The sequence below is a fragment of the Pseudarthrobacter sp. CCNWLW207 genome, from assembly GCF_037203945.1.
Classification (GTDB): Bacteria; Actinomycetota; Actinomycetes; order Actinomycetales; family Micrococcaceae; genus Arthrobacter.
On sequence record NZ_JBBCBS010000002.1, the window covers coordinates 186,787 to 213,636 of the forward strand.

A 26,850-nucleotide genomic window follows, 5' to 3' on the forward strand; every position below is an offset into this window, starting at 1 on the left:
GTCACCATGCCAGCGGGAGCCAGACGGACATTTCGGATGCTCCGCGGTTGCCCCAGGTGAAGTAGGGAATCAGCCGCACCCGTGCCGTGGCGAGTTCGGCGTCGTCGACCTCGGCGTAGAGTCCTTGGCTCGCCGCGGGCGGCAGGACCACCGCTTCGCACTCAAGGGCAACGATCCGGCGGCCGTCGATGTCGAGCTCCACCGGGGTGAAGTCCGTTCCGCGCCGCAGCGCGATCTGCTCTAACAGGACACCCTCCGGGAGGTCCTGGCTTTCGAGGCAGTACACCACCGGACCGCGGGTCACCGCGACCTGGTTGGAGATTTCCTCAGCGAGACGGTGTCCGCGCACCATCTTGACCGGCATCGGCAAGGCAAGGGAGACGGTATCGCCTGCTTGCCACTCGCGGTCGATCGTGGCGTACGTCCCGGGTTCGCCCGCTGCCGCCGGTTCGCCGTTGACGGTGATGGTGGCTCCTTCGCTCCAGCCGGGGATCCGCAATTTCAGCGGAATTCCGCCGTCCGTCACCGACGTGACGGTGAAGTCGATGCGTTCCCCCCAAGGTTGCTCAGACACTTCCTGTAGTCCGAATCCTCGGCCATCAAGCTCCACCTGGACGTTGGCGCTGCCGTAGAGGTGGACCCACAGGCCTTCTGACGAGGTGGACATCGCGCGTTCATGGAACTGGGCCAGGGTGCGGGCGATGTTCGGGGGGCAGCAGAAGCAGCTCATGTATTCCGCGCGAAGGCGCTCGTCCGACGCCGGCGGCTCGGGCACCGGGCGCAGGGCGGTTTCTCCGGGCATACGGAGGGGGAAGGGCAGTTCGCGGACCTGCCGGAGCGGGTTGGTGTAGAAGTAACGCGTGCCGTCGAGGCTAATGCTCGAGAGGAGGCTGTTGTAGGCGATGCGCTCGATGACGTCGGCATAGGCCGCATCGCCGGTGAGCGCCAGCATCCTCTCACTCCAGAAGATCATGCCGATGTTTGCGCAGGACTCGTTGTGGGCAGTGGTGTTCGGCAGCTGGAAAGGGCGTCCGTAGGCCTGGTGCACCCTGCTGATCTGGCCCTGCTCCGGGTTGCCGTCCGGTGATGCGCCGTCGTACAGCGCGCCGCAGCCACCGGTGATGTAGAGCTTGGCGTCGACGACGTCCCTCCAGAGGCGTTCGAGCACTCCAGTCAGCTCCTGGTCGCCCGTCTCGGCAACAAGGTCAGCCAGCCCGGCATACAGGTAGTTGGCCCGGACTGCATGGCCCGCCACGACTTTCTGCTCGCGTACCCTGACCCGGTCTTGGTTGTCGTCGCCGCCCTCAAAGTCGTCCCGCACGGCGACGAAGGACTCTGCCAGGCGAAGGTAGCGTTCATTTCCGGTGGCACGATAGAGCTCAATGACCGCCATGTAATGGGAGGGGCAGATTGCGCTGCGTGCGAGCTGGTCCTTGTGGTTGGTGGCCAGGTCTTCGAGGAATCCCGCGGCCCGTTCGGCCGCGTCGAGCAGGATGGTGCTGCCAGTAACCCGGTGGTGGCGTACTCCTGCGGTGATGAGGTGGCCGAGGTTGTACGTCTCGAAGTTGAACCGGTCTGCGAGTGGCTGCGCCTGCTCGTGGTGGCGCTCGGCGATGCGCGTTGGTGTGTGGAGGTAGCCGTCGCCGCGCTGGACGGAGGCGATTTTCGCTGCGATGTCGTTGATGCTTGCTTCGAGGGCTGTGTCGGGCGACGTCTCCAGGAGGCTGACGGCGGCCTCGAGCCACTTGTAGAGGTCCCCGTCGAGGAACGGCGGGCCTTCGTGTTGGCCTTCGGCGTCGCCCGCTGCGATGAGGAAGTTCCGCCAGCCCGGGCTGACGTCCGGGTTGCTGAGTGAGGCCCACATGCCCGGCACTGTCACGGTCCGCGTGCGCTCAAGCTCAGCGCCCCAGAACCCGCCGGCCCACACGACGTTAGCTGCGCCGAGCGCGGTGAGAGGTGCATGGTGCCGCTTCGCTGTACTGCTTTTCATGGTGTCGTCCTCATCGTCGAATCCCTTGCCAGGCGGCTGCCTGCGTCCGCTGTTGATTATTATCTCAAACTCGAATGAATATTCACAATAGGGGAAGAATGTGATACGCTCAACACGAACGAGGGGCTGAATAATCTCTCACTCCTGATTGAAAACGCATCGATCAGAGGTTTGCTGCCACCGAATGGCAGCCGTCAAGGAGGACGTCATGAAAGCAATCCGCAGTCGTCGAGTGATGGTGGCAACGGCCGTCGCACTCGCACTTACTCCGCTCTCTGCATGTGGCGGATCACCACAGGCCGGCAGCACGGCTGGGAGCACCGGCACTGACCCCAGCAGCTTCACCATTCTGACGGCGAACGAGAACAAAGCCCTTCCGGCCACCCTTGATGCGCTGGCCAAGGGTGCCTGCTCGGCAGAGAACGCGGCACTCCCGATTGAACACCAGAAGGTCGCGCAGGCCGACGTCGTGCAAAAGGTCACGCTCCTTGCCGGCCAGGGCGCCCTTCCGGCACACTTCATCGCGGGCACCGCCATGGTCCGCCCGGACGGAGATCTCGGCAAGGGGGACCTGGTGCTGGACTACAAGGAAGCGCTGGAGAAGCTTGGTGCCGCCGATCAGCTCCTGCCCGCGGCCGCCGCCACAGTGGAGAACGTCTACGGCGGCATGGTCTCCCTGCCGTATCAGTACAACGTCGAGGGAATCTGGTACAACAAGCAGATCTTCGCGGCCAACGGCATCCAAGAGCCCAAGACCTGGGATGAACTCAGGAAGGCCCACGCCAAGCTTGCCCAGGCGGGCGTCATGCCGATGACCCAGGCCGGAGCCGCAGGGTGGCCGCTCACCCGGCTCATGGGCATGTACATCTTCAGGAATGTTGGTCCGGATGCGATGAAGGATGTCAGGGATGGCAAGGCCAAGCTGACCGACCCCAAGTACGTGGCGGGCGCAAAGGCCCTGGCCGATCTTGCTTCCTCCGGCGCCCTGGGCGAAGGCTTCTCCACCCGCGACGCCGACACGTCCACGAACCTCTTCCTGACCGGCAAGGCAGCCATGACCTATGACGGCAGCTGGTTGCTGAGCTCCATCAATGACCCCAAACGGAACACCATTGGTGACACCAACATCGGCTTTATGGCCTTCCCTGCAGTCGAAGGCGGCTCAGGCAGCATTGACCAGTTCGCGGCCAACGCGGGCGCTGTGATGGCTATGTCACCGAAGCAGTTCGGGCCGAAGGTCGGCGAATGGCTGAAGTGCATTTCGGAGAACTACGGCACCCAGGCACTGAAGGACTCCGGCACCATCTCGGGGTTCAAGGTCAACGAGGACGTCAAGGAACTCCCGGTCATGACCTCCCAGATCCAGGAAAAGATCACCGGACTCAAGGATCCCGTGCTCTGGTTCGAAGCGCTGTTGGACCCGAAGAGCAACTCACTGGCCTCGACCAACGTCTCATTGCTCACCACTGGCCAGATGTCGGCCGAGGACTACATGAGCGCCCTTCAGAAGAGCGTTGACGCTGCCCGTTGATTCGGCCAGGCCCGGCCACCCTTTCCGGGTGGCCGGGCCTCCAGCCGACGAAAGGTTTGAACTATGAACTCGGTGTTCGGGGACCGCAAGACGATCATCATCCTCTTGGCTCCAGCCCTCCTGCTGTACACACTGCTGAAGATTGGCCCCGTGGCCTGGTCCCTCGGCCTTTCCTTCTTTGAGGGGAACACCCTTCGCGGCTTCGAGTTTGTTGGAGTCGATAACTTCACCAAGTTCTTCACGGACGAGGCGGCGCTGCAGTCCCTCGGGGTCAGCGTGTTCTTCGCGATCGTCGCCACGGTGGGCCAGATCCTGCTGGGGTACATGCTGGCACTCCTCTACGTCTTTGTCCTGCGCAAAGGTTCATCGCTGCTCCGCACGATCGTCTTCTTCCCGGCGATCCTGCCGACGGTCGCCGTCGCCCTGCTTTTCCGCAGCTTTGTGGCCGTGGGCGATAACCAAGGTCCCGTCAACGACCTCATCAACTTCTTTGGCGGAGAGAGCGTGGAGTTCCTCGCCACTACCTCGGGCACCATGGCCACCGCGCTCGCCATGACGCTGTGGGGTTCCATGGGCTTCTACGCAATCCTGCTCTACGCGGGGCTGCTCGACATTCCCGACGAGATTCTCGAATCGGCGAAGCTTGACGGTGCGAACGGGCTCAAGCTGGTGCGGCATATCGTGGTGCCGCTTTCGTTGCCCATTCTGCTGTCTTCGATCATCTTCAGCCTCAACGCGACGCTGAAGGTCTTTGACAGCCTGCTTGCACTCAACAACGGCGGCCCGGGAACCTCTACCGCGCCGCTGACCCTTTACATGTACCGGACAGCATTCGAGTATGCGGAGTATGGCTATGGCAGCACTATCGCCCTGGTTCTGACGCTCCTGTGCCTGATCTTCACCCTCGCGATTTTCCGATCGTCCCAACGCAAGGCGGAGGACTGAGATGACCGTCCAACCACAGCTCGAAAACCCTCCTGCCACGGAGCTCTTGAGGTCGGAACAACCACTCCGCAACCGCCGTCGTGCCCGTCGCGCCCTCAAGCGCCTTCCCGTGTGGATCATCGTCACCATCGTGGTGGTTGTGGTGCTTTACCCGCAGGTCTGGATGATCCTTGGTTCGTTCAAGACGCAGTCCGAGTTCCTGTCCAACCCGGCGTTGTCGCTGCCCGAGAACTGGATTTTCGACAACTACACCACAGCCCTGAACAACGGCAACGTATCGCGGAACTACCTCAACAGCATCCTGGTGACGATTCCGTCGGTAGCGCTCATTGTGTTGATCGGCGTGGCGGCAGGCTATGCGCTGGAGGTGCTGGTCTGGAAGGGCCGGAAGGGCACGCTCCTCTACATCCTTGCGGGCATCATGGTTCCGGGGCAGATGATCCTGGTGCCGCTCTTCACGGTGTACTTCCGGGCGGGCCTAACGGACTCCCTCTGGCCGCTCATCATCACCTATACGGTGATGGGCCTGCCGTTGACCACCTTCCTGATGGCCGCTTATTTCCGGTCCATCCCGCGTGAAATTTTCGAGGCCGCAACGGTTGACGGTTCGAGCCCGCTGCGGTCATTCTTTGTCATCGGCCTGCCCATGATGCGGAACTCCATCCTGACCATCGGCCTGGTGCAGTTCTTCAGCGTGTGGAATGACCTGCTTATCGCACTGACCTTCACTACCAGGCCGGATCTTGCCACAATCCAGGTGGGGTTGCTGAGCCTGAGCGACCAGTACGGCTCGACGCAGTACGGACCGCTTTTTGCGGCTGTGAGCATCAACATCGTGGTGTTGTTGATCGTGTTTGTATTCCTCAACAAGAAGATCATGGCCGGCATGGCTGCCGGTTCAGTGAAGGGATAGGCGACCGAATGAGTGAGAGCCCCAGGATTGCCCTGCTGCACACGGGCGCAGTGGTGATCGGCCCCGTCATGGAGCTGGTCAAGCGGGAACTGCCGGGCGTCACGGCAATCAACTACCTGGACGACCGCATCGTGGCTGACCTCAGCGACCCGGAGATGTCCGGTTCGGTGCCGCGCCGCGTCGCCGGACTTGCGAAGGCGGCGGCAGATGCCGGCGCCGAGGCCATCATGCTGACGTGCTCGTCCATTTCCGAACTCGCCGCGTCCGTTTCGGCTGAGGTGGGCATCCCCATCCTGCGCATCGATGAGGCCATGGCCGACGAAGCGGTGGCGACCGGTGCCAGGATCACCGTGCTGGCCACCCTCCCGACGACGTGCGGGCCCACCTCCCGTCTCATTGCCGAGCGGGCCAGGGCAGCCGGGCTTACGCCCACCATCCGGAGCGTAGTGGTCGAGGGCGCTTTTGCGGCTGTTGCCTCAGGTGACCGTGCGAGCCACGACCTCAAGGTCGCGGCGGCGATCCGGAATGCCGCAGAAGACTCAGACGTCGTGGTCCTGGCTCAGGCGTCGATGGCAAGTGCCGCCGAGGGCTCCGATGTGGCGATACCGGTGCTGACGAGCCTGGAATCGGGTGTGAAGCGCCTGCACCAGCTGCTTGCGTCACTCCCGGCTAAGCGGTGAGCCCCCGGCTTTCGGTTTCTGCGCCGCCGGCCTCTTGGCCGGCCAGTGCCTCGGCGGTGTGGATATCGGTGATGAGGACGTTGACCCACCCGCCCGCCAGCGCTCCGCGGATGGGTTCCCGCTTCCGCAGGCCACCGGCGATGCCAATGCGCCTGGGGATAGACAGGAAGTTGTCCACCGGGATCGAGATGGTGCGCGCAGCAAGGTCACCCGTGACTGCCGTCCCGTCTGCGGTGAAGACGTGGTGACAGATATCGCCGACCGCCCCTTCCTGCAGGAGCCGTTCGCGGTCCTCCGGGGAGAAGGCGTTTCCGCTTTCCGCAAGCAGGTTGGATGGTTCGATGCTGCCGATGCCCACAATTGCCATGGTGAGTTCGTTCCATCGCCGCGCTACCTCGGTGAGCGCGGCTTCCTGCAGGAGGCTGTCCCTGATGGCGCGGTCGGCCACCACTCCGGGGGCGGGAACGTAAACCGGCTCCGCGCCGAGCATCCGGGCAAATTCGCCGACGAGTCGCTGGGCCATGTTTTGCACCTCGGGGGTGCCGATGCCGCCAAGAAGTTGGACAACCTGGGTGGCGCCACCAACGTTGAACGGCCGCATTCGGTCCACGAGGGCGAGCAGCGTCTGGCTCCACGAGGAGATGCCGATGCGGTCCCCACCGCCGAGGGTGGCCTCGAGGTAGCTGCCTGCCGCCGCCCCGAGCGCCGAATGGACGGCCCGTTCGTCGTCGTCGCTCTCGATATCCACGACCACAGCTTCCAGCAGTCCGAACTTCGCCTCCAGGCGCTCCTCGAGATCCGAGTAGACGCCGGGGGAGACCATCACGGTGGTGCGGACGATTCCCTGCGTGACCGCGCGCTTGAGCAGACGGGAGACCTTAGCCTGCGAAATGTTCAGGGCGGTGGCGATGTCCGCCTGGCGGATTCCGCGCTCGTGGTACATGCGTGCCACCTTGGTCAGGAGGCGGACCTGACCATCAACGGGGGCGGCGTTGCGGCCATTTGCCAAGGGAGGCTCCGATCAGGGATGGCGGTTCTGCAGGAGGCGTCCCCTTGATCCCCAGGGCTGGAACAATCCATGCAGGTTTATGAAGAGTGTATCATAATTCGGAAGTGATAGATTATGCAAGTGTTGCACCGTGATGGCACGGCGGACCGCGCTGCCGTGAAGGCCGGCGATCGCGGCCTGGCGTCCTCTCTCACCGCGGCGCTCGCCGGTGGAAGCAGAGGTTTGCCGGGACAAAGACACCGTTCGACGGCGGGCGCGGACGTAAGCGTCGAGGTCTTCGATCGCGTTGTGGCCGGCGTCGATGCCTCCCATTTCCTGCTCACGCCCGCGGCGGTGGTGCGCGCACGCTCGTTGGAGGACGTTTCTGCCGCTTTCCGGTACGCACACGACCACCATCGCTCCATTACACTCCGCTCCGGGGGAACCAGCCTGTCCGGCCAGGCGTCGGGCGAAGACCTGCTGATTGACGTCCGGGGCGCTTTCCGGGACATCCGCGCCGCAGCTGACGGCAGTACCGTCGTCGTCCAGCCTGGCGCCACCATCCGCCAGGTCAACGCGAGGCTCCTTCGCCACGGCCGGAAGCTCGGGCCCGACCCGGCCAGCGAGATCGCGGCAACTGTGGGCGGCGTGGTGGCGAACAACTCCAGCGGGATGGCGTGCGGCACGGAGTTCAACTCCTACCGGACACTACGCTCACTGAGGTTCGTGCTGGCGTCCGGAACCGTGGTGGATACCTCCCTCGCGGACGCGGACGAAAGGATGGCCGCTGCCGAACCGTCCCTGCACTCCGGCCTCGCCAAACTCCGCGACCAAATCATGGCCGACTCCGGGCTTTCGGCGGAGATCCGGCGCCAGTACCGCGGCAAGAACACGATGGGCTACGGCCTTAACTCGTTCCTCGACTTCGACACCCCGGCGGAGATCCTGGCCCACCTGATGGTGGGCAGCGAGGGCTCGCTCGGCTTCATTGCCGAGGTTGAATTCGGCACAGTGCCGATTTCGCCGTGCGCTGCCACCGCCCTGGTGATTTTCGACGACCTGGAGAAGGCCACGCGAATCCTGCCCGTCCTGGTGGACACGGGGGCGGCCACCATTGAGCTGCTGGACGCCGCATCGCTGCGTGTTGTTCAAAACGATCCGGCCACCGCAGACATCCTCGCCAGTGTGGACATCGCCTCCCACGCTGCTCTCCTCATCGAGTACCAGGGGCAGGATGACGACGAACTCGACGAGCGTCTCGGGAACGCGCGCGCAGCCTTGGTGACTGCCGGTGCCCCGTCGTTTGAACCGACCGCCGACCCGAAGCAGCGGGCCCATTTATGGCATGCGCGGAAGGGGCTGTACGCAGCCATTGCCGGCGCCCGGCGACCCGGCACCACGGCACTGCTGGAGGACATTGCGGTGCCTGTCCCATTGCTCGCGCCGACCTGTGCTTCCCTCCAACGCCTTTTTGCGCAGTACGGGTATGGCGACGCCGTGATCTTCGGCCATGCGAAGGACGGCAACATCCACTTCCTCATCACCGAAGATTTCACGGCCGACGGCGCGGTTGAGCGCCAGCGGGCCTTCACCGAAGACCTGGTGGAGCTGGTCCTGGACGCTGGCGGCACCCTCAAGGCCGAGCACGGCACCGGCCGGATCATGGCCCCTTTCGTCGAATGGCAGTTCGGCCGGCGGCTCTACCAGGTCATGCTGGAGGTCAAGCGGCTCTGTGACCCTGCCGGGATCCTCAACCCGGGTGTGTTGATCGTCGACGACCCGGAATCGCACCTGGCGCACCTGAAGCTGACTCCCGTCGTTGAGCCGGAAGTGGACCGTTGCGTCGAGTGCGGCTATTGCGAGCCGGTGTGCCCCAGCCGGGACATCACCATCACGCCGCGTCAGCGCATCGCGGTCCGCCGGGCCCGGGCTGCAGCTACCGCCCGGGGGGACGCCGCGCTCGACGCCGAACTCGCGCGCGCCGAGACCTATAACTCAGTGGAGACCTGCGCCGTCGACGGGATGTGCCAGACGGCGTGTCCGGTGTCGATAAATACGGGCGACCTTGTCCGGCGCCTGCGCGAACAGGACGCTTCGCGGTTCACCCAGGCAGCAGGCCGCGCAGTTGCCGGACAGTGGGAGCCGGTCACGCGGGTGGCAGCGACAGCCCTGACCGTGGCGGCGTGGCTGCCGGCTCCCCTCGTCCGCGGGGCCAGCGAAGCAGCACGCGCCGTACTCGGCGCCGATGTGGTGCCGCGTTGGACCGGCGACCTTCCTGCCGGCGGCAGCAGGCGCGCCCACTCGGACGGTCCAGCGGCTGGAAAGCCGGCGCAGGCGGTGTTCTTTGCCTCCTGCACAGGTTCCATGTTCGGGCCCGCGGAGGGCGGCGTCGGAGCAGCCGAGGCGTTCCGCCGGCTGTGCGCCCGGGCGGGTGTCGCCGTCGTCATTCCGCCCGGCGTTGACGCCCTGTGCTGCGGTACGCCCTGGAAGTCCAAGGGCCTGGCGGACGGGTTTGCCGCGATGGCCGAGAGGACCGTGGCCAGCCTGATGGCAGCGTCCGACGGCGGGAGGTTGCCGGTGGTGACCGACAATTCGTCCTGCACGGAGGGCCTGCTGCATGCGCTCGCCAAGGTTTACGGGTCCGGTGAACCCGTGCCGCTGCGGGTCATCGATTCCGTGGACTTTGCAGCCGCCGAGCTGCTTCCACACCTTCGGGTGCAGGAACCGGTGTCCTCGTTGGTCCTTCATCCCACGTGCGCGAGTACGCGCCTCGGGACCAACGAGGGACTGCGCACGCTTGCCGAGGCTGTTTCCGGTAAGGCCGTCGTGCCGGATTCCTGGGGGTGCTGCGGGTTTGCCGGCGACCGGGGAATGCTGCACCCGGAACTTACCGGCTCTGCCACCAGGGCCGAGGCGGCAGAGGTGGTTGGCGGAGACTTCGAGGCACATGCCTCCTGCAACCGCACGTGCGAGATTGGCATGAGCCGCGCCACCGGCAAGGAATACCGGCACATTCTCGAAATCCTTGAGGAGCGGACCCGGGGCTAGGCCCCGGCTCCTGCTCCACGTACAGAAGGGCTTGATATGCACATCGCAGTCACCGGCAGCTCAGGCAAGCTGGGGCGGGCCACCGTTGACCGGCTTCGGGCAGAGGGACACACGGTCGCGGGATTCGACCTCACGGGCACTGCCGGCACGGGGTTCACCCGCGTGGACCTCGCCGACTACGGGCAAACGCTGGACAGCCTGATCGGCGTCACGGCCCGTCACGCAGGGCTTGACGCGGTGGTGCACCTCGCGGCCATCCCGGTGAACGGACTTGTTCCCGACGCAGCGACTTTCCAGAACAACATGACCGTCAGCTTCAACGTGGTTCACGCGGCCATGCGGGCAGGCATACGCAGGATCGTCACGGCCTCAAGCATCACCGCCATGGGATTCCCTTTCGACGAACCGCCTGCCGCGCTGCCCATCGACGAGGCCACGACAGCCGCGAACAACACCTACGCCTTGGCTAAGGTGGCGGAGGAGGCGATGTGGGCGCAACTCGTCCGCTGGGAGCCGGGCATGAGCATCACTTCGCTCCGGTTCACCAATGTGGTGGCTCCGGGCGAGTATGGCACCTTCGCGAACGCTCCGGATCCCGCGTATCGCCGTGACCTTCTTTTCAGCTACGTCGACTCAAGGGACGGGGCGGCCGCCGTGGCGCTCGCCCTGGAACACGCGGCACCTGGCTTTGAAATCTACGACGTCGCGGCCTCGGATACGGGAAGTGCAATCCCCACCGCCGAGCTTGCCGCCCTCCACTTTCCGGGCGTTCCGCTCCGCCCGGAGCTGGGGGAGTTTGAAACGCTGATGTCCATCGATAAGGCGCGCAGCCGGCTTGGATACAAACCCGAGCACCTGTGGCGGGACGAATATGCGTTACACGAAGGAAGGGGAGAGGGCCATCCGTCATAGGTGCCCTTGACCTTCCGCGTCGCCATCAGTAGGTTATCGCTTATCGATATTATCGGTAGTCAATAACTTATTGGGGGAAATCATGAACGAGGCCATGGGCGACGCCCAAGCGACGCCAAGCAACAAGAAAGTGGTGTCAAGGGCCGAGGCTCTATGGGTGATGATCGCAGCCGCCGTCGCTGCCATTGCCACTAGTGCTGCGGGTGTCTCCAACATCGTGGCCTACTTTGCCGGCCCTGTGACGCTGACCCTTCCGCTGGCCACCACGCACCAGGCCGCCACCGGGCTGCGCCTCGGAGCGGAAGCACATTTCGCTTCCATTGAAGCCACCATCCCTGCGCTGCCCCTCACCGAGGCCACCCTCCTGGCGTGGGCGGGGGTTCTGAACCTCGTCGGTATCCTGGCCGTCCTTGCCCTGCTGTTCGTGCTCGCATTCCGGCTTCGGGGCGAGAATCTGTTCACGGCCGGCTCCGTGTGGATCATCGGAGCGTGCGGGGTGGTACTGGCCGTGGCCGGCACGCTTGGCCAGGGTCTTGACTCCGCCGGCCGGCACCGCGTGGCCCAGGCTATCGGCGCGAACCAGGGCGGCGCTGGGGAAAGCATCATCTTCAGCGCAAATTTCAACGTTGGGCCGCTCATGGCCGGGATTGTGCTGATCCTGGTCGCCGCGGTCTTCCAGCTCGGCGGCCGCCTGCAGAAAGACACCGAGGGCCTGGTCTGATGCCAGCGGAAGATTCGACGGGCATCCACTGCCGGCTCGACGTGTTGCTGGAGCAGCGCGGAATGACGCTGACCGAACTGAGCAGGCGCGTTGGAGTGAGTTTAGTGAACCTGTCGGTTCTGAAGAACGACCGGGCGAAGGCGATCAGGTTCTCCACGCTGACAGCCATCTGCCAGGTCCTGGACTGTGAGGTAGGGGAACTGCTGGTCACGGAACTCTGATGGCCTGCTGTATAAAAAGGATGAAAACGATGACGGACACATCTACAGATGCAGAAGACCCTGAAGCGAAGCCGCAGTTACTCTTCCGCTTTGGACCACTGTCACTCAAGACTCGGCATGGTCCGCTCGATCGCTAGGGGTTGACCCGGCCACGGCCACCACGGTCGTGTGGTCCAGTCCGGTCCACTTTATGTGCCCGCTGGCCCGTAGCTTCTGCTTACAATCGATGTAAGCCACCTATCAAGGGAACCATGAAGAAACTCACCACGGCCGTGCTCGCCGCTGCGCTCCTCGTCTCTGCTTCCGCTTGTGCCGCACCGACGCAGCTGACCACCGAACAGACCTGCGAACGGATCAGGATCGTTGGTTCAGACACCAGCGCCAACGCCGGCAAGACCGGAATGATCATCCTCGGCAACCGCCTGCGTCCCATCCTGAACGGGGCATCGGATGACCTCAAGCCGTCCGTTCAGGCGATTCTCGACTACACGGACGAATCTGCGAAGGAGAGCCCGGACGAGGAAAAGCTCGCGGGGATGCAGGAGGCCTACCAGAAGGCCGGAACCACTTTCTCCCAGCTCTGCCAGTAGCCCTCACGCGGGCTCAGTCCGAAAGAGACACGGGAGCCGGCAGCTCGTTTCGGTCGTCGCCGCCCAGCTGGCGAGCAGTTTGAGGCGCTCGTCGCTGGGGGAGCCGGGCCCGGCCGTGTAAGCGAACCGGTCCGGTGGAACCGGGACGTTGTGCTTGGCCCAGCGTTAGCGGCGCCCGTTGAGGTCCGGCAGTCCTGGCCCTGCGGTGGATGACGTATTCGGCCGCCAACAGGTTGATCACCCAGGCCAGTCCCATGAGCAGCGCCCGGATCAGTTCACTGGGCGGACCCGCCAGGAGGATCCAAGGGGCGATGACCAGCGCCTGCGTGCCGGCCCCCAGGGCAATGGCGTAGGCACGCGTCATCCATACACTGTGCCGGACGAAGTCCCTCCTGCGGATCGCGAGGACGCCCATCACCATGCTTACCAGCATCGCGGAGCCGAAGAGAAGGCGCAGCGGAACGTCCGTGTCGCCGTCGGGAAGCGGATAAAAGGCGGACATCCACAGGCCGGTCAGGGCCGTTAGCAGTCCGGCGGGGATCAGGATAAGTCCCGCAGTACGATGCCACCCGCGCTTGCCCCGAAGGGAGGGAACGAACTGGAAGGCGCCGAGGAGGCTGTAGACCGTCACGCTGATGATGTGGATCACGACCGGGACGGGGGAAGCGAAAAGCCGGGCGTTCTGGGGTGTAATGGCGGCGCCGCCGGTCAGTTCCGTCAGCCGTACGGCGCCGACGGTAACCGGGATGAGGCTGAGGAGGATCAGCCCGACGGGTACGGGCCACTGCCCCCGGCGTCGTCGTGTCGTCGGAGTAGCGGGCGAAAATAACGTCGTCATTTCGGTTCCTCTGAATCTATGGTGTACGGCGTACACCTAATGCGCCTAACCGTAGGTGTACGGCGTACACTTGTCAAGGGAAAACGTGTAAGGAAGGGTGGTCCGGATGACCCAGCAGCTGGAAACCTCGCGCCGGATCCCACTGAACAGGGGCCGCGTGCTGGAGGCCGCCGTCGCGCTCGCCGACAAGGCGGGCCTCGATGCGCTGAGCATGCGCCGGCTCGCCGAGGACCTCGGCGTGGTGCCGATGGCGCTGTACAAACACGTCGCCAACAAGGATGAACTCCTTGACGGCATGGTGGACGCCGTTATCGGCGAGATCGCCCCCGTCGCCGCCGATGCAGGCTGGAAGGACGCCGTTCGGCTTCGCGTGCTCTCCGCTCGCCAGGCGCTGTTGCGGCATCCTTGGGTGCGTCACGTGCTGGAGACCCGCACCAATCGAACCCCCGCGGTCCTCACGTACACGGATGAAGTCATCGGGATGTTCCTGGCCGGAGGCTTCTCCGTTGATCTCACGCATCACGTGATGCACGCGCTGGGGAGCCGGATGTGGGGCTTCACCCAGGAACTGTTCGACGACGCCGCCGCCGGCCGCGGCGCGGAGGCTGCGGTACCTCCCGAAGCGCAGGCCGCCATGGTTCAGGAGATGGCGGAACGGTATCCGAACATCCTCCAGGTCGCCACTGCGGCCCAACACGACGACGGCTCCGTGGTCAGCTACGGCTGCGACGACCAGTTTGAGTTCGAGTTCGCCCTCGACCTGATGCTGGACGGCTTTGAACGCCTGCAGCGGCTGGGGTGGAGTTCCACCGCCGCCAAGCGCGGTGGGAAGTAATCAGCGGGGCCGTGGCAAACTCCTGTCGCCGAATCAGCTCAGGACCTGGTCATTGAGCCGTTGAGTCGACGTGGGATGCCGCACGATTCTTCCCGCAGTTCTGGCGGCAGGAGTGTGTCCGGCGCGTTCTGGTAGGTCACTGGTCGAAGCCATCGTTTGATTGCCGCGCTTCCCACGGACGTGTGCCCTGAATTCGTGGTTGCAGGATAAGGGCCGCCGTGGGTCATCGACCACGAGGTGGCGACTCCCGTGGGCATGTCGTTGAAGACGAGCCGCCCGGAACGGCTCGTCATGGCTTGGGCGATGGGCCTCAGCCCGTCCGTTTCTGCCTCTTCACAAAGCAGGGTTGTGGTGAGCTGTCCACCCAATGACCGGAGGGTGTGCTAACTACCTGTTGCTGGGTGCTGTACCTGACGATGACCGCCGCAGGTCCGAAGGCCTCCTCCAGCAAGGGGCCCGTGAGCCGGCCTATGTCGACGCTGACGAGGTGGGCGCCGGCCGGACCGCCTTGCTGGCTGTCGACAAGGACTGATACTGCCTCGCCAGCGATCCAGGCCTCGACACTCTCGGTGAAGCGTTGTTTGATGCCTTCGTTCAGCATGGCCAACGCGGGCGCTGTCCCCACGGCTTCCGCGAGACTCGCCACCAAGGCGTCGCCAGCCTCGTAGGGAATGAAGATGAGGCCCGGCTTGGTGCACAATTGCCCGGCACTGCTGGTGATGGACGATGCCAGTTGGGCTGCGATCCCACGTGGTCGCGCCCCTGCTGCGGCCGCCGTTACCACCAGCGGATTAAGGCTTCCGAGTTCACCATAGAAGGGGATCGGCGAGGGGCGGGATGACGCGAGATCAAAAAGGATCCGCCCTGCTGTAGTGGACCCGGTGAAGCCCACCGCGTGGATGTTCGGATCCATAACCAGGTTGCGCCCCGCTTCCATTCCCGTGACTCGGGCAATGGTGCCGGGGGGCATGCCGGACTTGGTCACTGCCCGCTGGATCGCCTCAAAGGCTAGCTGGCTCGTGTGCGGATGCCCGGGATGGACTTTGACGACGACGGGACACCCTGCGGCGAGGGCGGAAACAGTATCTCCGCCCGGGACCCCGAAAGCCAGCGGAAAGTTGCCTGCCCCGAAGACTGCCACAGGTCCGAGCGGAATCCGCGTGAGGCGCGTATCCGGTGTGGTGGCCGTTGCATGGTCGATGGCGGCGTCCAGGTACCCGCCGTCGTCGAGTACTTCCGCAAAAAGGCGTGCTTGCCGCGCAGTCCGCGCTAATTCGATGGAAAGCCGACTGGCGGCAAGGGAGGTTTCCCTCGCAGCGGCGCCCTCTAAAGCTTCCCGGTCTTGCTCCAGTTCGTTAGCCAGCTCGTTAAGGAAAGCCGAGCGCTGAGATCGGAGGGAGCCACCGAATTCGGCAGCGGCATCAGCCGCTGCCGAACATGCGGCGGTCACTTCAGCCGGAGTGGAATCGGCCACAGCCGAGGTCGTCAGGGGGTCAGCAGGGTGATCCGTCGCCGTGTTCATCCCTTGACGGCACCGGCACTAAGTCCCTGGACAAGGAACTTCTGCACGTAAGCGAACAGGAGGACCACCGGGATGATGGCGATGACCCCGCCTGCGGCGAGGGCCCCAAAGTCGGCACCGAATTCTCCGAGCAGATAGCTGAGACCGACGGGCACGGTAAAGCGGTCCTGGCTGCTGATAAACATGATGGCGAAAAGGAAGTTGTTCCAAGCGCTGATGAAGGCGAAGGAACCTACAGCAACGATTCCCGGCTTCAGGAGCGGCAGGACTACTAGCCGGAAAGCCTGGATTCGAGTGCACCCGTCCACCCACGCGGCTTCCTCCAGTTCCATGGGAACATTCCGGATGAATCCGGCCATCAGGATCAGGGACAGCGGAAGGTGGAACACGGTATCAGAGATGATGAGGCTCCACAGACTGTTGGTCAGGCCCACCGCGTTGAAGATCTCAAACAGCGGGATCAGCATCATGGCTCCGGGAACGAACTGCGTGCAGAGCATGGCTACCAGGAACAATGCTTTTCCGCGGAACCTGAACCGGGCCAGGGCATAGCCACCGAGCAGCGCGATGACGGTGGAGCAGAGCAGGCTCATCACAGCGACGAACAGGCTGTTCTTGAAGTAGATGCCGAATCCCGAGCCGTTCCATACCGTTTCGAAGTGCTCGAAGGTGATTGGCCACGGCACCAGTGAGGTGGAACCGGCAGGCCGGAAGGCAAACAGCAGCATCCAATAGAAAGGAACGAGCGTAAAGATGAGGAACAATGCCAACGGAAAGTAGGTCAGTACGCGGTCGATGCGGCGTGCCCGCTTCTTCAGTGGACTGACGGGGCGGGCCTCCTGCGCGCTGTCAATGTCTGCCAGTGCTCTGGCCGATGGTGCCTTGGGAAGCAACGAGGTCATTTCTCATCCTCTTTGGACTTGGTGATACGCAGGTAGACCAGCGAGAAGAAGGTCAAAATCATGAACGCGACGACGGTGAGCGCAGAGCCGTAGCCGAAATCCCTGTCATGGATGGCAGTCTGGGCCACGTAAAGAGGCAGCGTGGTAGTGGAGCTTGCCGGACCACCACCGGTCAAGGTGTAGAGCAGATCAACGTTGTTGAACTCCCACACGGCCCGGAGCAGGGTGGCGATGATGACCGCCTGCCTGATGTGCGGCCATGTGATGGACAGGAACTTCCGGACCGTGCCGGCGCCGTCCACCTCCGCGGATTCGTAGAGCTCAAGCGAGACCGATTGCAGGTCCGCCAGGATAAGGATCGCAAAGAACGGGATGCCCTTCCACATCTCGGCGAGGACTACGGCCCAAAACGTCGTCCCACTGCCTGAAAGCAGCGATACTCCGTACTCGCCAATGCCGATGTCGGCGAAGTACCGGCCAATACCGGTTGAAGGGTTGTAGATGAGGATCCAGATGGTGGTGGTCAGGATTCCGGAGACGGCCCAAGGGGAGAAGACGAGCGACCGGGCAAGCCCTCGCCCGATGAACGTCTTATTGATCAGGAGGGCCAGGGCAAGGCCAAAAACGAACTGGAGTCCTACTTCCACTGCCACCCATTGGACGGTAAAGGTCAGGCTCCGCCAGAAAAGGGGATCCGAGCCCATGGCAACGAAGTTCTCCAGCCCGGCGAAGCCGTCGTTCCAGGGTTGGGTCACATTCGAATGCTGGAGGCTGTAGTAAAAGACACTGCCCACCGGGTAGACGAGGAAGACCAGAGTCAGGACAGCGGCCGGGGCGATGAGGAAATAGGGGTAATAACGTCGCAGTTTGGCATGCCGGCTCGGATGCTTGGACCGGGCAGGCCGCGGAGGTGCTATGACTGACATGGGGCTACTTCTTCAGGAATTTTTGCTGGGCTTTGGTGAGTTTCTCCGCTGCCTGGGTCAGGAACTCTTTCACTGAGAGCTCGCCCTGGAGAACCCGCTGCCACTCCGGAAGCATTTCAGTGGTGGTGATCGAGTTGAATTCCGGCAGGTAGAAGGGCTGCTCAAGCACCACGGCGTCCTTGTTCTCGACTGCCTTGATGGAGGTCTGCATGGCGGGGTTCTCAGTGACCCAGGGTTCCTTGGCGACTTCGAGGTTGCCGGGGAGATAGCCCGATTTTTGTGCCCAGAAGCTGTTTCCTTCAGCACTCATGGTGTATTCGAGGAACTTCCACGCGGCTTCCTGGTGCTCGCTTGCCTTGAACATGGCAAAACCCGTAGTCATCCGGCCGGAGAGGACTGACTTGCCCGATTCGGACGGGAAGGGAGCCACGGCTGCGACCTTGTCCGCGCCGAGGGCTGCGACGTGCGTGGGGTAGGACCCGATGCTGTGGCTGAGCATGGCAGCGCCTCCTGAGCCAAACTGGGCAACCATGGTCTTGAAGTCGGCGGTCAGGTCGCTTTCGGCGGTGTCTTTGCCGTACAGGTCAACGTAATCTTGTGCCGCGGCGATAACAGCCGGATCGTCAAGAGTGGATGTCCCGTCTTCGCGGAAAAACCTGTCCACGCCGGCTTGCGGGTAGACCATCTGGACGAACTGTGAAAAGAATCCATTCCCTCCCCTCAGCGTGTAGCCGAATTTCCCGGCGGACTTGTCTGTGAGTTTGTCGGCTGCGGCATAGAAGTCGTCCCAGGTGGTGGGCGTGGCCAGCCCGGCGTCCTTGAAGAAGTCCGCCCGGTAGTAGATGACGTCCGCAAGGCTCGTGGCGGGAGTTAGGTAGAGCTTCCCATCCGGCGACGCGGCCTTAGAGGATTTGGTCATTGCCTGCGAGACCTTGTCATCCCAGCCGCCGCTCTCGAATTTCTCATCGAGCGGGGCCAAGGCACCTTGGGCCACGAGTGCTGAAACGTCGGACGCCTTGGGCGTAACGATGTCCGGAGTCGCCTTCGTGGCAATCGCCGTGCTGATCTTCTGCATGTAGGAATCCGTGGGAAGCCCAAGGTAATTGACTTTGATAGTGGGATTCTTTGCCTCAAACATGCTGATGAGCTTCTTGAGGTTCTCAGTACGTTCCGGGCGTGTGTCGGTGTCCCAAAGTTCGAGCACCACCTCGCCACCCTCGGCGCTGCTGCTGCCGCCGGACCCGCACGCCCCAAGAGCCATGGAGCTGGCGAGGACTGCGGCCAAGGCCAGTGCTGCCCTCTTCTTACCAGTCCTGATTGCCGATGGGCCCTGGTTCATACGCTTCATTGCGTTCCTCTCGTTAGGCGCCGGCCGGAAAAACCGGTGAATCGCCGCTGTCATACATCATATACTACATACGATACACCTGATATGATGGGCAGTATGGAAAGGAATTATTGTGATCACTGAATCCACGCCCAGCGGTCTGCTGCCAGCCTCGTCCCGGACCGGCCTTGTGGTGGAGGCGCTTCGGAGGTCCATCCTCACTGGCGAACTACCTGCCGGGCAGCCCCTGGTTGAGACCGAGCTGGCCCGCCGATTCGGCATTTCCAAAACTCCCGTGCGGGAGGCCCTGAAGACGCTCGTCGGCGCAGGCCTGGTCACCATGAGCGAATACAAGGGCGCCACCGTGCGGGTAGTGGATGAGGAGATGGCCCGCAGCGTCTTTGATGTCCGCTCCCTTCTGGAACCGGTGGCCGTCGCACGGACTATTGAACGCGGCTTCGACGTGGAGCTTGCACAGGAAGCGCTGGACCGTGCCTCGTCGTCAGTCGATGAAGCTGAACGAAGCCTGGCCAACCGCGACTTCCATCAGTTGCTGTATTCCAACTGCGGCAACCCTGTCCTCGTGGACATGCTGGACGGCCTGCGCGAGCAGACCGCGCTGATTTCAGTCAATGCCTGGATCCAGCAGCCGTCGTGGGATGAGGAGGCGGCCGAGCATGCCGAGATTCTCGCTGCGGCGCGCAACGGCGATGCCGGCCGGGCAGCGGAGCTGGTCCTCAACCACATCAACAGTTTCGAGGTCCGCGCAGTCGGACAGATCGCTGGCAGAAAACGATGACATTCCCCGAGCTCCGGACAGCTCTTGCAGACGTGGTTGCGATTCCCGTGACCCCCTACCGGCACGGCGCCGTGGATGTCGCTGCGTTCAAGAAGCTGCTGAGGCGGCTGGTGGACAACGGCGTCACCACCATCACGCCCAACGGCAACACCAGCGAGTTCTATGCGCTGACTGCCAGGGAACGCCATCAGCTCATCGAGGCTTCGGCTGAGGCGGTTGGCCCGGAAGCCTACCTGCTTTTGGGTGTCGGCCACGACGTGGACTCTGCCATCTCCGACGTTCGGGCCGGCGTGGCAGCTGGAATCCGCATGGCGATGATCCACCAGCCGACCCATCCCCATGTCTCTGCTGCAGGCTGGGTGGAGTATCACGCCCGGATCGCCTCAGCCGCGCCGGACGTCGCCTTCGTGCTGTACATCCGCAATGAGTGGGTGACAGCAGCAATGCTGGTTGAGCTCGCCGGCCGCTGCCCGAACGTCATCGGCATCAAGTATGCGGTGCCTGACCCCGCACAGTTTGCCCGGATCCGGGATCTGGCCGGCGCCGACCGGTTCGTCTGGATCGCCGGACTGGCGGAACCATATGCCCTGTCCTACGCGGCCCACGGTGCCACTGGTTTTACTTCCGGCCTTGTCAACGTGAACCCGCAGCTGTCCCTCTCCTTGCGGGATGCCCTGCGCGTAGGGGACTACCGGCTGGCGGGAGTGCTGTTGTCCCGGATATCCAGGTTTGAGGAATTGCGCGCTGAGGACAGATCGGCCAACAACGTGAGCGTGGTCAAGGAAGCGCTGTCCCAGCTGGGCCTTTGCGAGCGGACCATCAGGCCGCCCAGCCATGAGCTCAGTGAAGGCGCCCGCGAAGAGATCGCGGGCATCCTGGCGGACTGGAGCACTGTTAACGACCTCTTTCCTGCGGGCGCCCACACGGACACGGCAGTGAACGCATGAAGATCACCGGGTTCAAGACCTTCATGCAGCGTGTGGGCAACCGGCCAAGGCTGCTCTTGCGCGTGGACACGGACGAAGGCATTTCCGGCTGGGGCGAGGCATACAACCACGGCCCGGACTGGGCCCTCGTGCCAGTGCTGGACTACTTGTTTGAACAGGTCAAGGGCGACGACCCCCGCCGCGTGGAGTATGTGACCCAAAAGCTTATCCGCAAGGCGCGCTTCCCCCAGGGGGCGATTGGCCTCGCCGCGATCTCCGCCGTCGATCATGCGCTCTGGGACATTGCGGCCAAGGCACTGGACGTGCCTGTGTATAGCCTTCTAGGCGGGACAGTGCGCGACAGGGTTTCCGTCTACGCCGGCGTCTACTCGGCGCCGGACCCAGCTGAGTGCCGCGCCGTGAGCGAGGAGCTGAACGAACGGTACGGCTTCACGGCCTTCAAACTCAGCCCGTTCCGGGGGGACATCCACAACCGGAGGTGGGGCCTCGTCGTGTCCGAGACGGCGGATTATTTCGCCGCCGTCAGGGAGGCCTGCCCCGATGCCTGGGACTTCGCGTTCGACGCCCACGCGAAGATCTTCGAGCCTTTCCAGGCCATCCAGCTGGGCAACGCGCTCGCGCCGTACCAGCCGCTGTTCTTCGAGGAACCTATCCGGCCTGAGTTTTTCCCTGCCTGGCACCGGTTGCGCGCCGAACTCCAAGTGCCACTTGCCACCGGCGAAAGCCTGTACTCGACCAACGAGTTCCTGAGCCTGCTGTCCGGAGGCGGGGCAGATATCGTCCAGCCGGACATTTGCGTGGTGGGCGGAATTTCCCAAATGCGCAGAATCGCAACCATCGCCGAGGCGCACTTCGTCACGGTGGCACCGCATAACCCGATGGGTCCCCTGGCGGTTGCGCACAACCTCCACTTCGCGGCAGCATGCAGCAACTTCTCCATCCTCGAGTACAAGCTGGAGGAGACCACCTGGTGCCCGGACCCCTACCTTCCCGTCGACGGACATCTCGAACTTCGGCCTGACCGAGCCGGCTGGGGAATCGACATCGATGAGGCGGCCCTGAGCGAGCACGACTACATCCACTGGGAACGCCAGCTGCCCACCAGGCCCGACGGCTCCCTCGCGTTCTGCTGAGCAGCGCCGGCCTGGCGGTCCCGCTTCAGGCGGCCTACGCGTCCTGCAGCGGGCGCCGGGCCAACCACGCCGCGACGATGGCGCCGGAGATGTTGTGCCAGAGCGAGAAAACGGCGGACGGCAGGGCAGCCAGGGGCGAGAAATGGGCGGTGGCCAGCGTGGCCGCCAGCCCGGAGTTCTGCATGCCCACCTCGAACGCGAGGGCGCGCCGTGCCTTGTCATCCAGCCGGCCCACCTTCCCGGCCAGGTAGCCCAGGCCCAGGCCGAAGCCGTTGTGCAGCACCACGGCCAGGAACACGATGCCGCCTGCAGCGACGATTTTGCTTGAGCTGCCGGCCACCACTACGGCAACGATCAGGGAAATCACGACGGCGGACGCCCAAGGAAGCGCGGGGAGAACCTTCGCCACGAGCTTCTTGAGGAAGAGCCGGGCGAGGAGGCCTGCGACCACGGGGAGCAGCACGGTCTTGACGATGTCGCCCACCATGGCCCCGGCGTCGATCTGTAGGTAGGAGCCAGCGAGGAACAGCACCAGCAGCGGCGTGACGATGGGTGCAATGAGGGTGGAAACCGAGGCCACCGCCACAGAGAGGGCCACATCGCCCTTAGCCAGAAACGCCATCACATTGGACGCGGTCCCGGACGGCGCGCAACCGACCAGGATGAGCCCCACCGCCAGTTCAGGTTCGAGGTGCAGTGCCACGGCGATCAGCCAGCCCGCGCCGGGCATGATCACATAGTGCGCCACGATCCCCAGCACTACGGCCCAGGGGCGTTTGGCCACCGCGGCGAAGTCCGGCGGAGTGAGTGTCAGGCCCATGCAGAACATGATGATGCCGAGCAAGTAAGGCACGCCGGGACCCAGGGGTTGGAAGGCTCCCGGAATGAAGAATCCCAGCACACCTGCCGCTACTACCAGGAGCGGGAAGACGGTGACCGCTATCCGGGCGATCTTCGCTTCCGCGGCCAACGCAGCATTGACGGGCGGCTCGACAGGGGGATTCTGGGATTTTGTTGCCTCAAGCATCCAATCATGCTGGCACTGCCGGGCGTCCGGTGCCAGTCGGTGACCCGGCACGGTAACAACCCAGGTCGTCTCTTTGTGGGTTTCTGCCCGGTACGGCGCGGAGCAGTGCGATACTGAGTTTTGCATCACATCGGCGTCTGGGGGAACTCGAAACATGGTTCTGGATACGGCAACCCTCAGAGTGGCCTTCGGCCTTATGGCTTTGGTGCTGGGACTCCTGTTCTATTTTTCGGCATACCGCATCACGCGCTCGCCCTACAGCGGCTGGTGGTGCCTGGCGCTGGTTTTTTTCCTCGCCGGATCCGCGGCTTTCCTCCTGGACGGAACGGCGCATCAGTGGTGGGCCAATCCGCTGGGAAACGTGTTGCTGGTCCACGGCGGGGTGGCGGTCTGGGCGGGCGCCAGATCGCTCCGGGAGGTCCGCCCGCGGCGCTTGCTTTTCACGGCGGTACCACTGGTTACCCTCGTGGCATCAGCACTCGACAATCCTGCGACAAACACTTGGTCAGGTGGTCCCGTTTTCCTCGGCGCGATGTGCCTGACGATCGGGCTCGCGTCAAGGGAGCTTTGGCGGCTTGAACCCGGATACTCCCGGGTCAGGGTCCCGATGGCGGCCGCCGCGGGAGGGCTGTCTGCGTTCTACTTCGGCCGGCTCGTCTTCTTCCTGCTGGAGGGCCCGGGCGGCCCCACCTTCGACACCTACTTTGGGTCCGAAGTGACCACGCTGGTCACCATGGTGCTGCTGGTAGTGGTGTCCTTCAGCATGTCCGCGCTCAGCAGCGAACAGCAGACCCGTGCACTCCGAATGGTAGCCACCCGGGACGACCTCACCGGACTCCTTAACCGCAAGGCCTTCATTGAAATAGCTGACGAACACCTTGCCGACCCTGCCGTCACCCGGGCAACGGGGGCCCTCATTCTCGCCGACCTGGACCACTTCAAGGCCGTCAACGACACCTATGGCCACGCCGCAGGCGATGTGGCCCTTCAGGCTTTCGCCGCAGCCTGCCGGGAAACCGTGCGCTCGACCGACCTGGCTGGCCGGTACGGCGGGGAAGAGTTCATTCTCCTCATCCCCGGAGCCACAGCCGACCGTGCCGAACGGATTGCCGACGCGATCAGCCAGCGGCTCGCGGATTCCGCCCACCGGGAGGGGCCAAGGATGCCCACGGCCAGTTACGGCATCGCCACGTACGACGCCGGGACGCCAGGTTTGGAAGCCCTGATCGCCGCCGCTGACGCGGCACTTTACGAGGCCAAGTCGCAGGGCCGGAACCGCACCGCCCGCAGCGACACAGCGCACTGACGGGCGCCGGTTCAGTGGCCAGCGTTGAGCTTGCCCGCCAGCCGTTCACGCATCTGGATGCTGGCCGAGTTCAGTCCGATCAGGTCCACATCCCGGCCGTGCCGGCGGTACTTTTCTGTCACGGCGTCCAGCACTGCAATGGTGGAAGCGTCCCAGAGATGTGAAGCGTGCAGGTCAATCACTACCCGGCTGATCTCCGGCTCCGCGTCCATCGCGTACTCGAACTGGGTGTAGAGGTCGTTGGAGGAAGCGAAGAAGAGTTCGCCGTCCACGGTGTAGGTTGCCACTGACTCGCCGTTCAGCTCCACGATGGTGCGCTCGACCGTCACGAAGTGCGCCACGCGGCGGGCGAACATGGCCATCGCGGCCAGCACGCCTGCGCCGACTCCGATGGCCAGGTTGTGCGTGGCTGAGACGACGGCCACGGTGATCACCATGACGGCCGTTTCGGACTTGGGCATCCGGCGAAGGGTCCGCGGAGCAACGGAGTGCCAGTCGAAGGTGATGGCAGAAACAAAGATCATCACGGCCACCAGCGCGGCCATGGGAATGAGCCCCACTACGTCGCCCAGCGCTACAACCAGCACCAGCAGGAAGACGCCGGCAAGGAATGTGGACACCCGGCTCCGTGCTCCTGAGCCCTTGACGTTGATCATGGTCTGGCCGATGACGGCACAGCCGCCCATGCCGCCCAGGAAGCCGGTGACGATGTTTGCGACGCCCTGGCCCCAGGATTCCCGGGTTTTGTTGGAGCGTGTGTCAGTGATGTCGTCCACGAGTTTTGCGGTCATCAGCGATTCCAAAAGTCCCACGAGGGCCATGGACAGCGAGAACGGGGCGATCACCTGGAACGTCTCCCAGGTCAGCGGCACGTTGGGGAGGAACAGCGAGGGCAGGCTCTCAGGCAACTGGCCCTTGTCCTGGACGGCCGGCACATCCACCCCGGCTACAACCACAAACGCGGTGAGCAGGACGATGGCCACGAGCGGTGAGGGTACCGCCGTCGTTATTCTCGGCAGGAGCACCACGATGACCAGGCCCACTGCCACGAGCGGATAAACCATCCACGGCACGCCGATCAGCTCGGGGACCTGGGCCATGAACACCAGGATGGCGAGGGCGTTCACGAACCCCACCATCACCGACCGCGGGATGAAGCGCATCAGCCTCGTCACCCCAAGGACCGCCAGCAGGATCTGGAAGACCCCGGCCAGGATGACTGCCGCTATGAGGTGGTCCAGGCCGTGGCTGCGCATCAGCGGTGCGATCACCAGTGCCACGGCTCCGGTGGCCGCCGAAATCATGGCGGGCCGGCCGCCCACAAAGGAGATGGTGACGGCCATGGTGAAGGAGGCAAACAGCCCGATCCGCGGATCGACGCCGGCGATCACCGAGAACGCGATGGCTTCAGGGATGAGGGCAAGGGCCACCACCAGTCCTGCCAGTGCCTCGGTCTTGAGCCGGCGGGGGGAGCGGAGGGTGGCCCTGACGGACTGGAGCTGCAGGGGCTGCATGGATCCCTATTTCTTGGTCTGGCGGTAGCGCTCGATCTGTTTCAGCCGCCGCAGGAGGCTGTCGCGCCGGGGGTGCGGAACGGCGTCGGGCGCCTCGGCGGTGAGGTCTATGTGCTTGGTTCCGTACTGCCACAGCAGGAGGTCATCCAGCAGGCGGTCCGGTCCGGGGGAGTACCGGTGGTCCAGTGCTTTGCGGACCTCGGTGATCCGGTTGGCGCTGAGCAGGCCGGCGAGCTGCACGGTCTGGTTGAGGCCGTGGGCCGCCATGAGTTCGGCGGCCCAGCCCCAGTCATCATCAACTTTACGGTCCACATGGGGCAGCAGCGTACGCCAGACATCCCGGATGCGGTTGGGAGTGAGCTGGGCCGCGCCTTCGCCTTCGACGTCCCAGTAGCTGCGGACTTCCTCATAGCGTTCGTGCAGGTCCGCGAACGCGCTCTCCACCGTCTCCAGCATGGCGGCCGTGGCCGTGAACTGGCGGTCGAAGTGCGGTGTCCAGGCGCGGGGGTCCTCGGCCTTGAAGCGGATGTCGTGCTCGATCTCGCTCCAGGCGTGCGCAAAGACGGTCCGGATCTGGCACTCGAAGAAGTAGCTGCCGTTGGGCTGGATGTCCGGGTTGAAGACCTGTTGGTACTCCTTGACTGCCTCGTTCTGGATGGTCCGCAGGATGAGGTGGCGGCTGGAGTATCCGTACGTGCCCGACTCGATGGAGCCGATGTCCTTCTCGCGGTCGCCTCGGCAGTCGAACACGCTGCGCTGGCGCTTGATCAGATTGGCCACCAAAGCGTTTTCGGCCGGCAGTTTGGTGATGACGCGGACACCCACCATGTCGTTCAGGGTCCGGAACGGGTCCGGGAACTTCAGGACCGGCGGGCCGCCAGGTTCCAGGGGTTCCTCGATGCGGGAAATCTTCTCCCGGAACGACTCAACGCTCTTGGTGCGGCCCGTGACAAAGAGCGGGGTGACTTCAGTGTCCTTCAGCATGTCGCGGAGGATGTAGAGAACGTCCTTGGTGACCAGCTTGAGCGCAGGCCGGACGCGCTCGTAGATCTCCACGTTCTCCTGCACGGATTCGCGGAGGCTGACATCCAGGCTGTCCCAGTTACTCGGCATGGCTCCAGCTTACGGCGGGGTTCCGACAGCGGCGTCCCGGCGCTCACGGTAGGCTCGGGCACATGGCTGGGCTGCGGCGTCGGGGCCCTGACCGCCGCATGTTTGCCAGGTACGCAGGGGAC

General features: G+C 63.9%; 24 protein-coding genes. 14 read left to right on the top strand and 10 right to left on the bottom strand.

The window, feature by feature from the left end; translation table 11 throughout:
* Position 1: 1 nt before the first annotated feature.
* A complete protein-coding gene (locus tag V9L17_RS03900) occupies positions 2 to 1,990 on the bottom strand; it encodes a glycoside hydrolase family 127 protein (RefSeq protein ID WP_337350544.1) in 1,989 nt (662 codons plus the stop codon).
* A 208-nt stretch (positions 1,991 to 2,198) separates the two neighbouring features.
* Here V9L17_RS03900 and V9L17_RS03905 point away from each other — a divergent pair, with 208 nt between their 5' ends.
* The 4 genes from V9L17_RS03905 (at position 2,199) to V9L17_RS03920 (ending at position 6,059) form a co-directional block, all read left to right on the top strand.
* Positions 2,199 to 3,521, top strand: coding sequence for an ABC transporter substrate-binding protein (locus tag V9L17_RS03905; RefSeq protein ID WP_337350545.1), 1,323 nt, complete (start codon positions 2,199 to 2,201; stop codon positions 3,519 to 3,521).
* Between the two features lie 63 nt (positions 3,522 to 3,584).
* Entirely contained in the window at positions 3,585 to 4,466 is an 882-nt protein-coding gene (locus tag V9L17_RS03910; RefSeq protein WP_337350546.1) for a carbohydrate ABC transporter permease, read from the top strand.
* A 1-nt stretch (position 4,467) separates the two neighbouring features.
* Positions 4,468 to 5,379, top strand: a complete 912-nt coding sequence (locus tag V9L17_RS03915) for a carbohydrate ABC transporter permease (protein WP_337350547.1) — start codon at positions 4,468 to 4,470, stop codon at positions 5,377 to 5,379.
* Positions 5,380 to 5,387: 8 nt separating this feature from the next.
* On the top strand, positions 5,388 to 6,059 hold the full coding sequence (locus tag V9L17_RS03920) for an aspartate/glutamate racemase family protein (RefSeq protein ID WP_337350548.1): 672 nt from the start codon (positions 5,388 to 5,390) through the stop codon (positions 6,057 to 6,059).
* On the opposite strand, the gene V9L17_RS03925 is transcribed toward V9L17_RS03920, so the two are convergent.
* On the bottom strand, positions 6,049 to 7,068 hold the full coding sequence (locus V9L17_RS03925; protein WP_337350549.1) for a sugar-binding transcriptional regulator: 1,020 nt from the start codon (positions 7,066 to 7,068) through the stop codon (positions 6,049 to 6,051). The genes V9L17_RS03920 and V9L17_RS03925 overlap by 11 nt on opposite strands.
* A 120-nt stretch (positions 7,069 to 7,188) precedes the next feature.
* On the opposite strand from V9L17_RS03925, the gene V9L17_RS03930 reads away from it, so the two are divergent.
* The 5 genes from V9L17_RS03930 to V9L17_RS03950 all read left to right on the top strand — a co-directional run bounded on the left by V9L17_RS03930 (position 7,189) and on the right by V9L17_RS03950 (position 12,539).
* Positions 7,189 to 10,095, top strand: coding sequence for an FAD-binding and (Fe-S)-binding domain-containing protein (locus V9L17_RS03930; protein ID WP_337350550.1), 2,907 nt, complete (start codon positions 7,189 to 7,191; stop codon positions 10,093 to 10,095).
* Positions 10,096 to 10,131: 36 nt separating this feature from the next.
* Positions 10,132 to 11,007, top strand: a complete 876-nt coding sequence (locus V9L17_RS03935) for an NAD-dependent epimerase/dehydratase family protein (RefSeq protein WP_337350551.1) — start codon at positions 10,132 to 10,134, stop codon at positions 11,005 to 11,007.
* A gap of 82 nt (positions 11,008 to 11,089) precedes the next feature.
* Positions 11,090 to 11,728, top strand: coding sequence for a hypothetical protein (locus V9L17_RS03940; protein WP_337350552.1), 639 nt, complete (start codon positions 11,090 to 11,092; stop codon positions 11,726 to 11,728).
* The gene (locus tag V9L17_RS03945; protein WP_337350553.1) at positions 11,728 to 11,949 is read left to right on the top strand and encodes a helix-turn-helix domain-containing protein; all 222 of its coding nucleotides are present in this window, start codon (positions 11,728 to 11,730) and stop codon (positions 11,947 to 11,949) included. Before V9L17_RS03940 ends, V9L17_RS03945 begins: the two co-directional genes overlap by 1 nt.
* 251 nt (positions 11,950 to 12,200) lie before the next feature.
* Positions 12,201 to 12,539 carry a hypothetical protein gene (locus V9L17_RS03950; RefSeq protein WP_337350554.1) on the top strand — a complete coding sequence of 113 codons (339 nt, stop codon included), beginning with the start codon at positions 12,201 to 12,203 and terminating at the stop codon, positions 12,537 to 12,539.
* Between the two features lie 13 nt (positions 12,540 to 12,552).
* Here the strand turns inward: V9L17_RS03950 and V9L17_RS03955 are convergent, their stop codons facing one another.
* Positions 12,553 to 13,377, bottom strand: a complete 825-nt coding sequence (locus tag V9L17_RS03955) for a DUF2306 domain-containing protein (RefSeq protein ID WP_337350555.1) — start codon at positions 13,375 to 13,377, stop codon at positions 12,553 to 12,555.
* Between the two features lie 106 nt (positions 13,378 to 13,483).
* On the opposite strand from V9L17_RS03955, the gene V9L17_RS03960 reads away from it, so the two are divergent.
* The gene (locus tag V9L17_RS03960; RefSeq protein ID WP_337350556.1) at positions 13,484 to 14,212 is read left to right on the top strand and encodes a TetR/AcrR family transcriptional regulator; all 729 of its coding nucleotides are present in this window, start codon (positions 13,484 to 13,486) and stop codon (positions 14,210 to 14,212) included.
* Positions 14,213 to 14,522: 310 nt separating this feature from the next.
* On the opposite strand, the gene V9L17_RS03965 is transcribed toward V9L17_RS03960, so the two are convergent.
* Genes V9L17_RS03965 through V9L17_RS03980 form a run of 4 tightly spaced genes read right to left on the bottom strand, consistent with a single transcriptional unit; the run spans position 14,523 to position 18,910 of the window.
* Entirely contained in the window at positions 14,523 to 15,734 is a 1,212-nt protein-coding gene (locus V9L17_RS03965) for an aldehyde dehydrogenase family protein (RefSeq protein WP_337350557.1), read from the bottom strand.
* Complete coding sequence (locus V9L17_RS03970; RefSeq protein WP_337350558.1) at positions 15,731 to 16,636, bottom strand: carbohydrate ABC transporter permease; 906 nt, start codon at positions 16,634 to 16,636, stop codon at positions 15,731 to 15,733. Before V9L17_RS03970 ends, V9L17_RS03965 begins: the two co-directional genes overlap by 4 nt.
* Entirely contained in the window at positions 16,633 to 17,562 is a 930-nt protein-coding gene (locus tag V9L17_RS03975) for a carbohydrate ABC transporter permease (protein WP_337350559.1), read from the bottom strand. The genes V9L17_RS03970 and V9L17_RS03975 overlap by 4 nt, the downstream gene beginning before the upstream one ends.
* 4 nt (positions 17,563 to 17,566) lie before the next feature.
* Positions 17,567 to 18,910 (bottom strand): ABC transporter substrate-binding protein, encoded by a 1,344-nt coding sequence (locus V9L17_RS03980; protein ID WP_337350560.1) that lies wholly within the window; start codon positions 18,908 to 18,910, stop codon positions 17,567 to 17,569.
* Between the two features lie 112 nt (positions 18,911 to 19,022).
* Here V9L17_RS03980 and V9L17_RS03985 point away from each other — a divergent pair, with 112 nt between their 5' ends.
* Genes V9L17_RS03985 through V9L17_RS03995 form a run of 3 tightly spaced genes read left to right on the top strand, consistent with a single transcriptional unit; the run spans position 19,023 to position 21,768 of the window.
* On the top strand, positions 19,023 to 19,688 hold the full coding sequence (locus V9L17_RS03985; RefSeq protein WP_337345274.1) for a GntR family transcriptional regulator: 666 nt from the start codon (positions 19,023 to 19,025) through the stop codon (positions 19,686 to 19,688).
* The gene (locus tag V9L17_RS03990) at positions 19,685 to 20,635 is read left to right on the top strand and encodes a dihydrodipicolinate synthase family protein (RefSeq protein ID WP_337350561.1); all 951 of its coding nucleotides are present in this window, start codon (positions 19,685 to 19,687) and stop codon (positions 20,633 to 20,635) included. Before V9L17_RS03985 ends, V9L17_RS03990 begins: the two co-directional genes overlap by 4 nt.
* Positions 20,632 to 21,768, top strand: coding sequence for a mandelate racemase/muconate lactonizing enzyme family protein (locus tag V9L17_RS03995; RefSeq protein WP_337350562.1), 1,137 nt, complete (start codon positions 20,632 to 20,634; stop codon positions 21,766 to 21,768). Before V9L17_RS03990 ends, V9L17_RS03995 begins: the two co-directional genes overlap by 4 nt.
* A gap of 34 nt (positions 21,769 to 21,802) precedes the next feature.
* On the opposite strand, the gene V9L17_RS04000 is transcribed toward V9L17_RS03995, so the two are convergent.
* The gene (locus V9L17_RS04000; protein ID WP_337350563.1) at positions 21,803 to 22,795 is read right to left on the bottom strand and encodes a bile acid:sodium symporter family protein; all 993 of its coding nucleotides are present in this window, start codon (positions 22,793 to 22,795) and stop codon (positions 21,803 to 21,805) included.
* A 154-nt stretch (positions 22,796 to 22,949) separates the two neighbouring features.
* Here V9L17_RS04000 and V9L17_RS04005 point away from each other — a divergent pair, with 154 nt between their 5' ends.
* A complete protein-coding gene (locus tag V9L17_RS04005) occupies positions 22,950 to 24,101 on the top strand; it encodes a GGDEF domain-containing protein (RefSeq protein ID WP_337350564.1) in 1,152 nt (383 codons plus the stop codon).
* An 11-nt stretch (positions 24,102 to 24,112) separates the two neighbouring features.
* On the opposite strand, the gene V9L17_RS04010 is transcribed toward V9L17_RS04005, so the two are convergent.
* Positions 24,113 to 25,615 carry a SulP family inorganic anion transporter gene (locus V9L17_RS04010; RefSeq protein ID WP_337350565.1) on the bottom strand — a complete coding sequence of 501 codons (1,503 nt, stop codon included), beginning with the start codon at positions 25,613 to 25,615 and terminating at the stop codon, positions 24,113 to 24,115.
* 6 nt (positions 25,616 to 25,621) lie between these two features.
* Complete coding sequence (locus V9L17_RS04015; protein ID WP_337350566.1) at positions 25,622 to 26,728, bottom strand: GTP pyrophosphokinase; 1,107 nt, start codon at positions 26,726 to 26,728, stop codon at positions 25,622 to 25,624.
* Positions 26,729 to 26,850: the final 122 nt, after the last annotated feature.

What these genes read in the sequence shown, in the direction of transcription:
- V9L17_RS03900 (WP_337350544.1), bottom strand. Translation starts at nt 1,990, where the DNA reads ATGAAAAGCAGTACAGCGAAGCGGCACCATGCACCTCTCACCGCGCTC.
- V9L17_RS03905 (WP_337350545.1), top strand. Translation starts at nt 2,199, where the DNA reads ATGAAAGCAATCCGCAGTCGTCGAGTGATGGTGGCAACGGCCGTCGCA.
- V9L17_RS03910 (WP_337350546.1), top strand. Translation starts at nt 3,585, where the DNA reads ATGAACTCGGTGTTCGGGGACCGCAAGACGATCATCATCCTCTTGGCT.
- V9L17_RS03915 (WP_337350547.1), top strand. Translation starts at nt 4,468, where the DNA reads ATGACCGTCCAACCACAGCTCGAAAACCCTCCTGCCACGGAGCTCTTG.
- V9L17_RS03920 (WP_337350548.1), top strand. Translation starts at nt 5,388, where the DNA reads ATGAGTGAGAGCCCCAGGATTGCCCTGCTGCACACGGGCGCAGTGGTG.
- V9L17_RS03935 (WP_337350551.1), top strand. Translation starts at nt 10,132, where the DNA reads ATGCACATCGCAGTCACCGGCAGCTCAGGCAAGCTGGGGCGGGCCACC.
- V9L17_RS03940 (WP_337350552.1), top strand. Translation starts at nt 11,090, where the DNA reads ATGAACGAGGCCATGGGCGACGCCCAAGCGACGCCAAGCAACAAGAAA.
- V9L17_RS03945 (WP_337350553.1), top strand. Translation starts at nt 11,728, where the DNA reads ATGCCAGCGGAAGATTCGACGGGCATCCACTGCCGGCTCGACGTGTTG.
- V9L17_RS03950 (WP_337350554.1), top strand. Translation starts at nt 12,201, where the DNA reads ATGAAGAAACTCACCACGGCCGTGCTCGCCGCTGCGCTCCTCGTCTCT.
- V9L17_RS03955 (WP_337350555.1), bottom strand. Translation starts at nt 13,377, where the DNA reads ATGACGACGTTATTTTCGCCCGCTACTCCGACGACACGACGACGCCGG.
- V9L17_RS03960 (WP_337350556.1), top strand. Translation starts at nt 13,484, where the DNA reads ATGACCCAGCAGCTGGAAACCTCGCGCCGGATCCCACTGAACAGGGGC.
- V9L17_RS03965 (WP_337350557.1), bottom strand. Translation starts at nt 15,734, where the DNA reads ATGAACACGGCGACGGATCACCCTGCTGACCCCCTGACGACCTCGGCT.
- V9L17_RS03970 (WP_337350558.1), bottom strand. Translation starts at nt 16,636, where the DNA reads ATGACCTCGTTGCTTCCCAAGGCACCATCGGCCAGAGCACTGGCAGAC.
- V9L17_RS03975 (WP_337350559.1), bottom strand. Translation starts at nt 17,562, where the DNA reads ATGTCAGTCATAGCACCTCCGCGGCCTGCCCGGTCCAAGCATCCGAGC.
- V9L17_RS03980 (WP_337350560.1), bottom strand. Translation starts at nt 18,910, where the DNA reads ATGAAGCGTATGAACCAGGGCCCATCGGCAATCAGGACTGGTAAGAAG.
- V9L17_RS03990 (WP_337350561.1), top strand. Translation starts at nt 19,685, where the DNA reads ATGACATTCCCCGAGCTCCGGACAGCTCTTGCAGACGTGGTTGCGATT.
- V9L17_RS03995 (WP_337350562.1), top strand. Translation starts at nt 20,632, where the DNA reads ATGAAGATCACCGGGTTCAAGACCTTCATGCAGCGTGTGGGCAACCGG.
- V9L17_RS04000 (WP_337350563.1), bottom strand. Translation starts at nt 22,795, where the DNA reads ATGCTTGAGGCAACAAAATCCCAGAATCCCCCTGTCGAGCCGCCCGTC.
- V9L17_RS04005 (WP_337350564.1), top strand. Translation starts at nt 22,950, where the DNA reads ATGGTTCTGGATACGGCAACCCTCAGAGTGGCCTTCGGCCTTATGGCT.
- V9L17_RS04010 (WP_337350565.1), bottom strand. Translation starts at nt 25,615, where the DNA reads ATGCAGCCCCTGCAGCTCCAGTCCGTCAGGGCCACCCTCCGCTCCCCC.
- V9L17_RS04015 (WP_337350566.1), bottom strand. Translation starts at nt 26,728, where the DNA reads ATGCCGAGTAACTGGGACAGCCTGGATGTCAGCCTCCGCGAATCCGTG.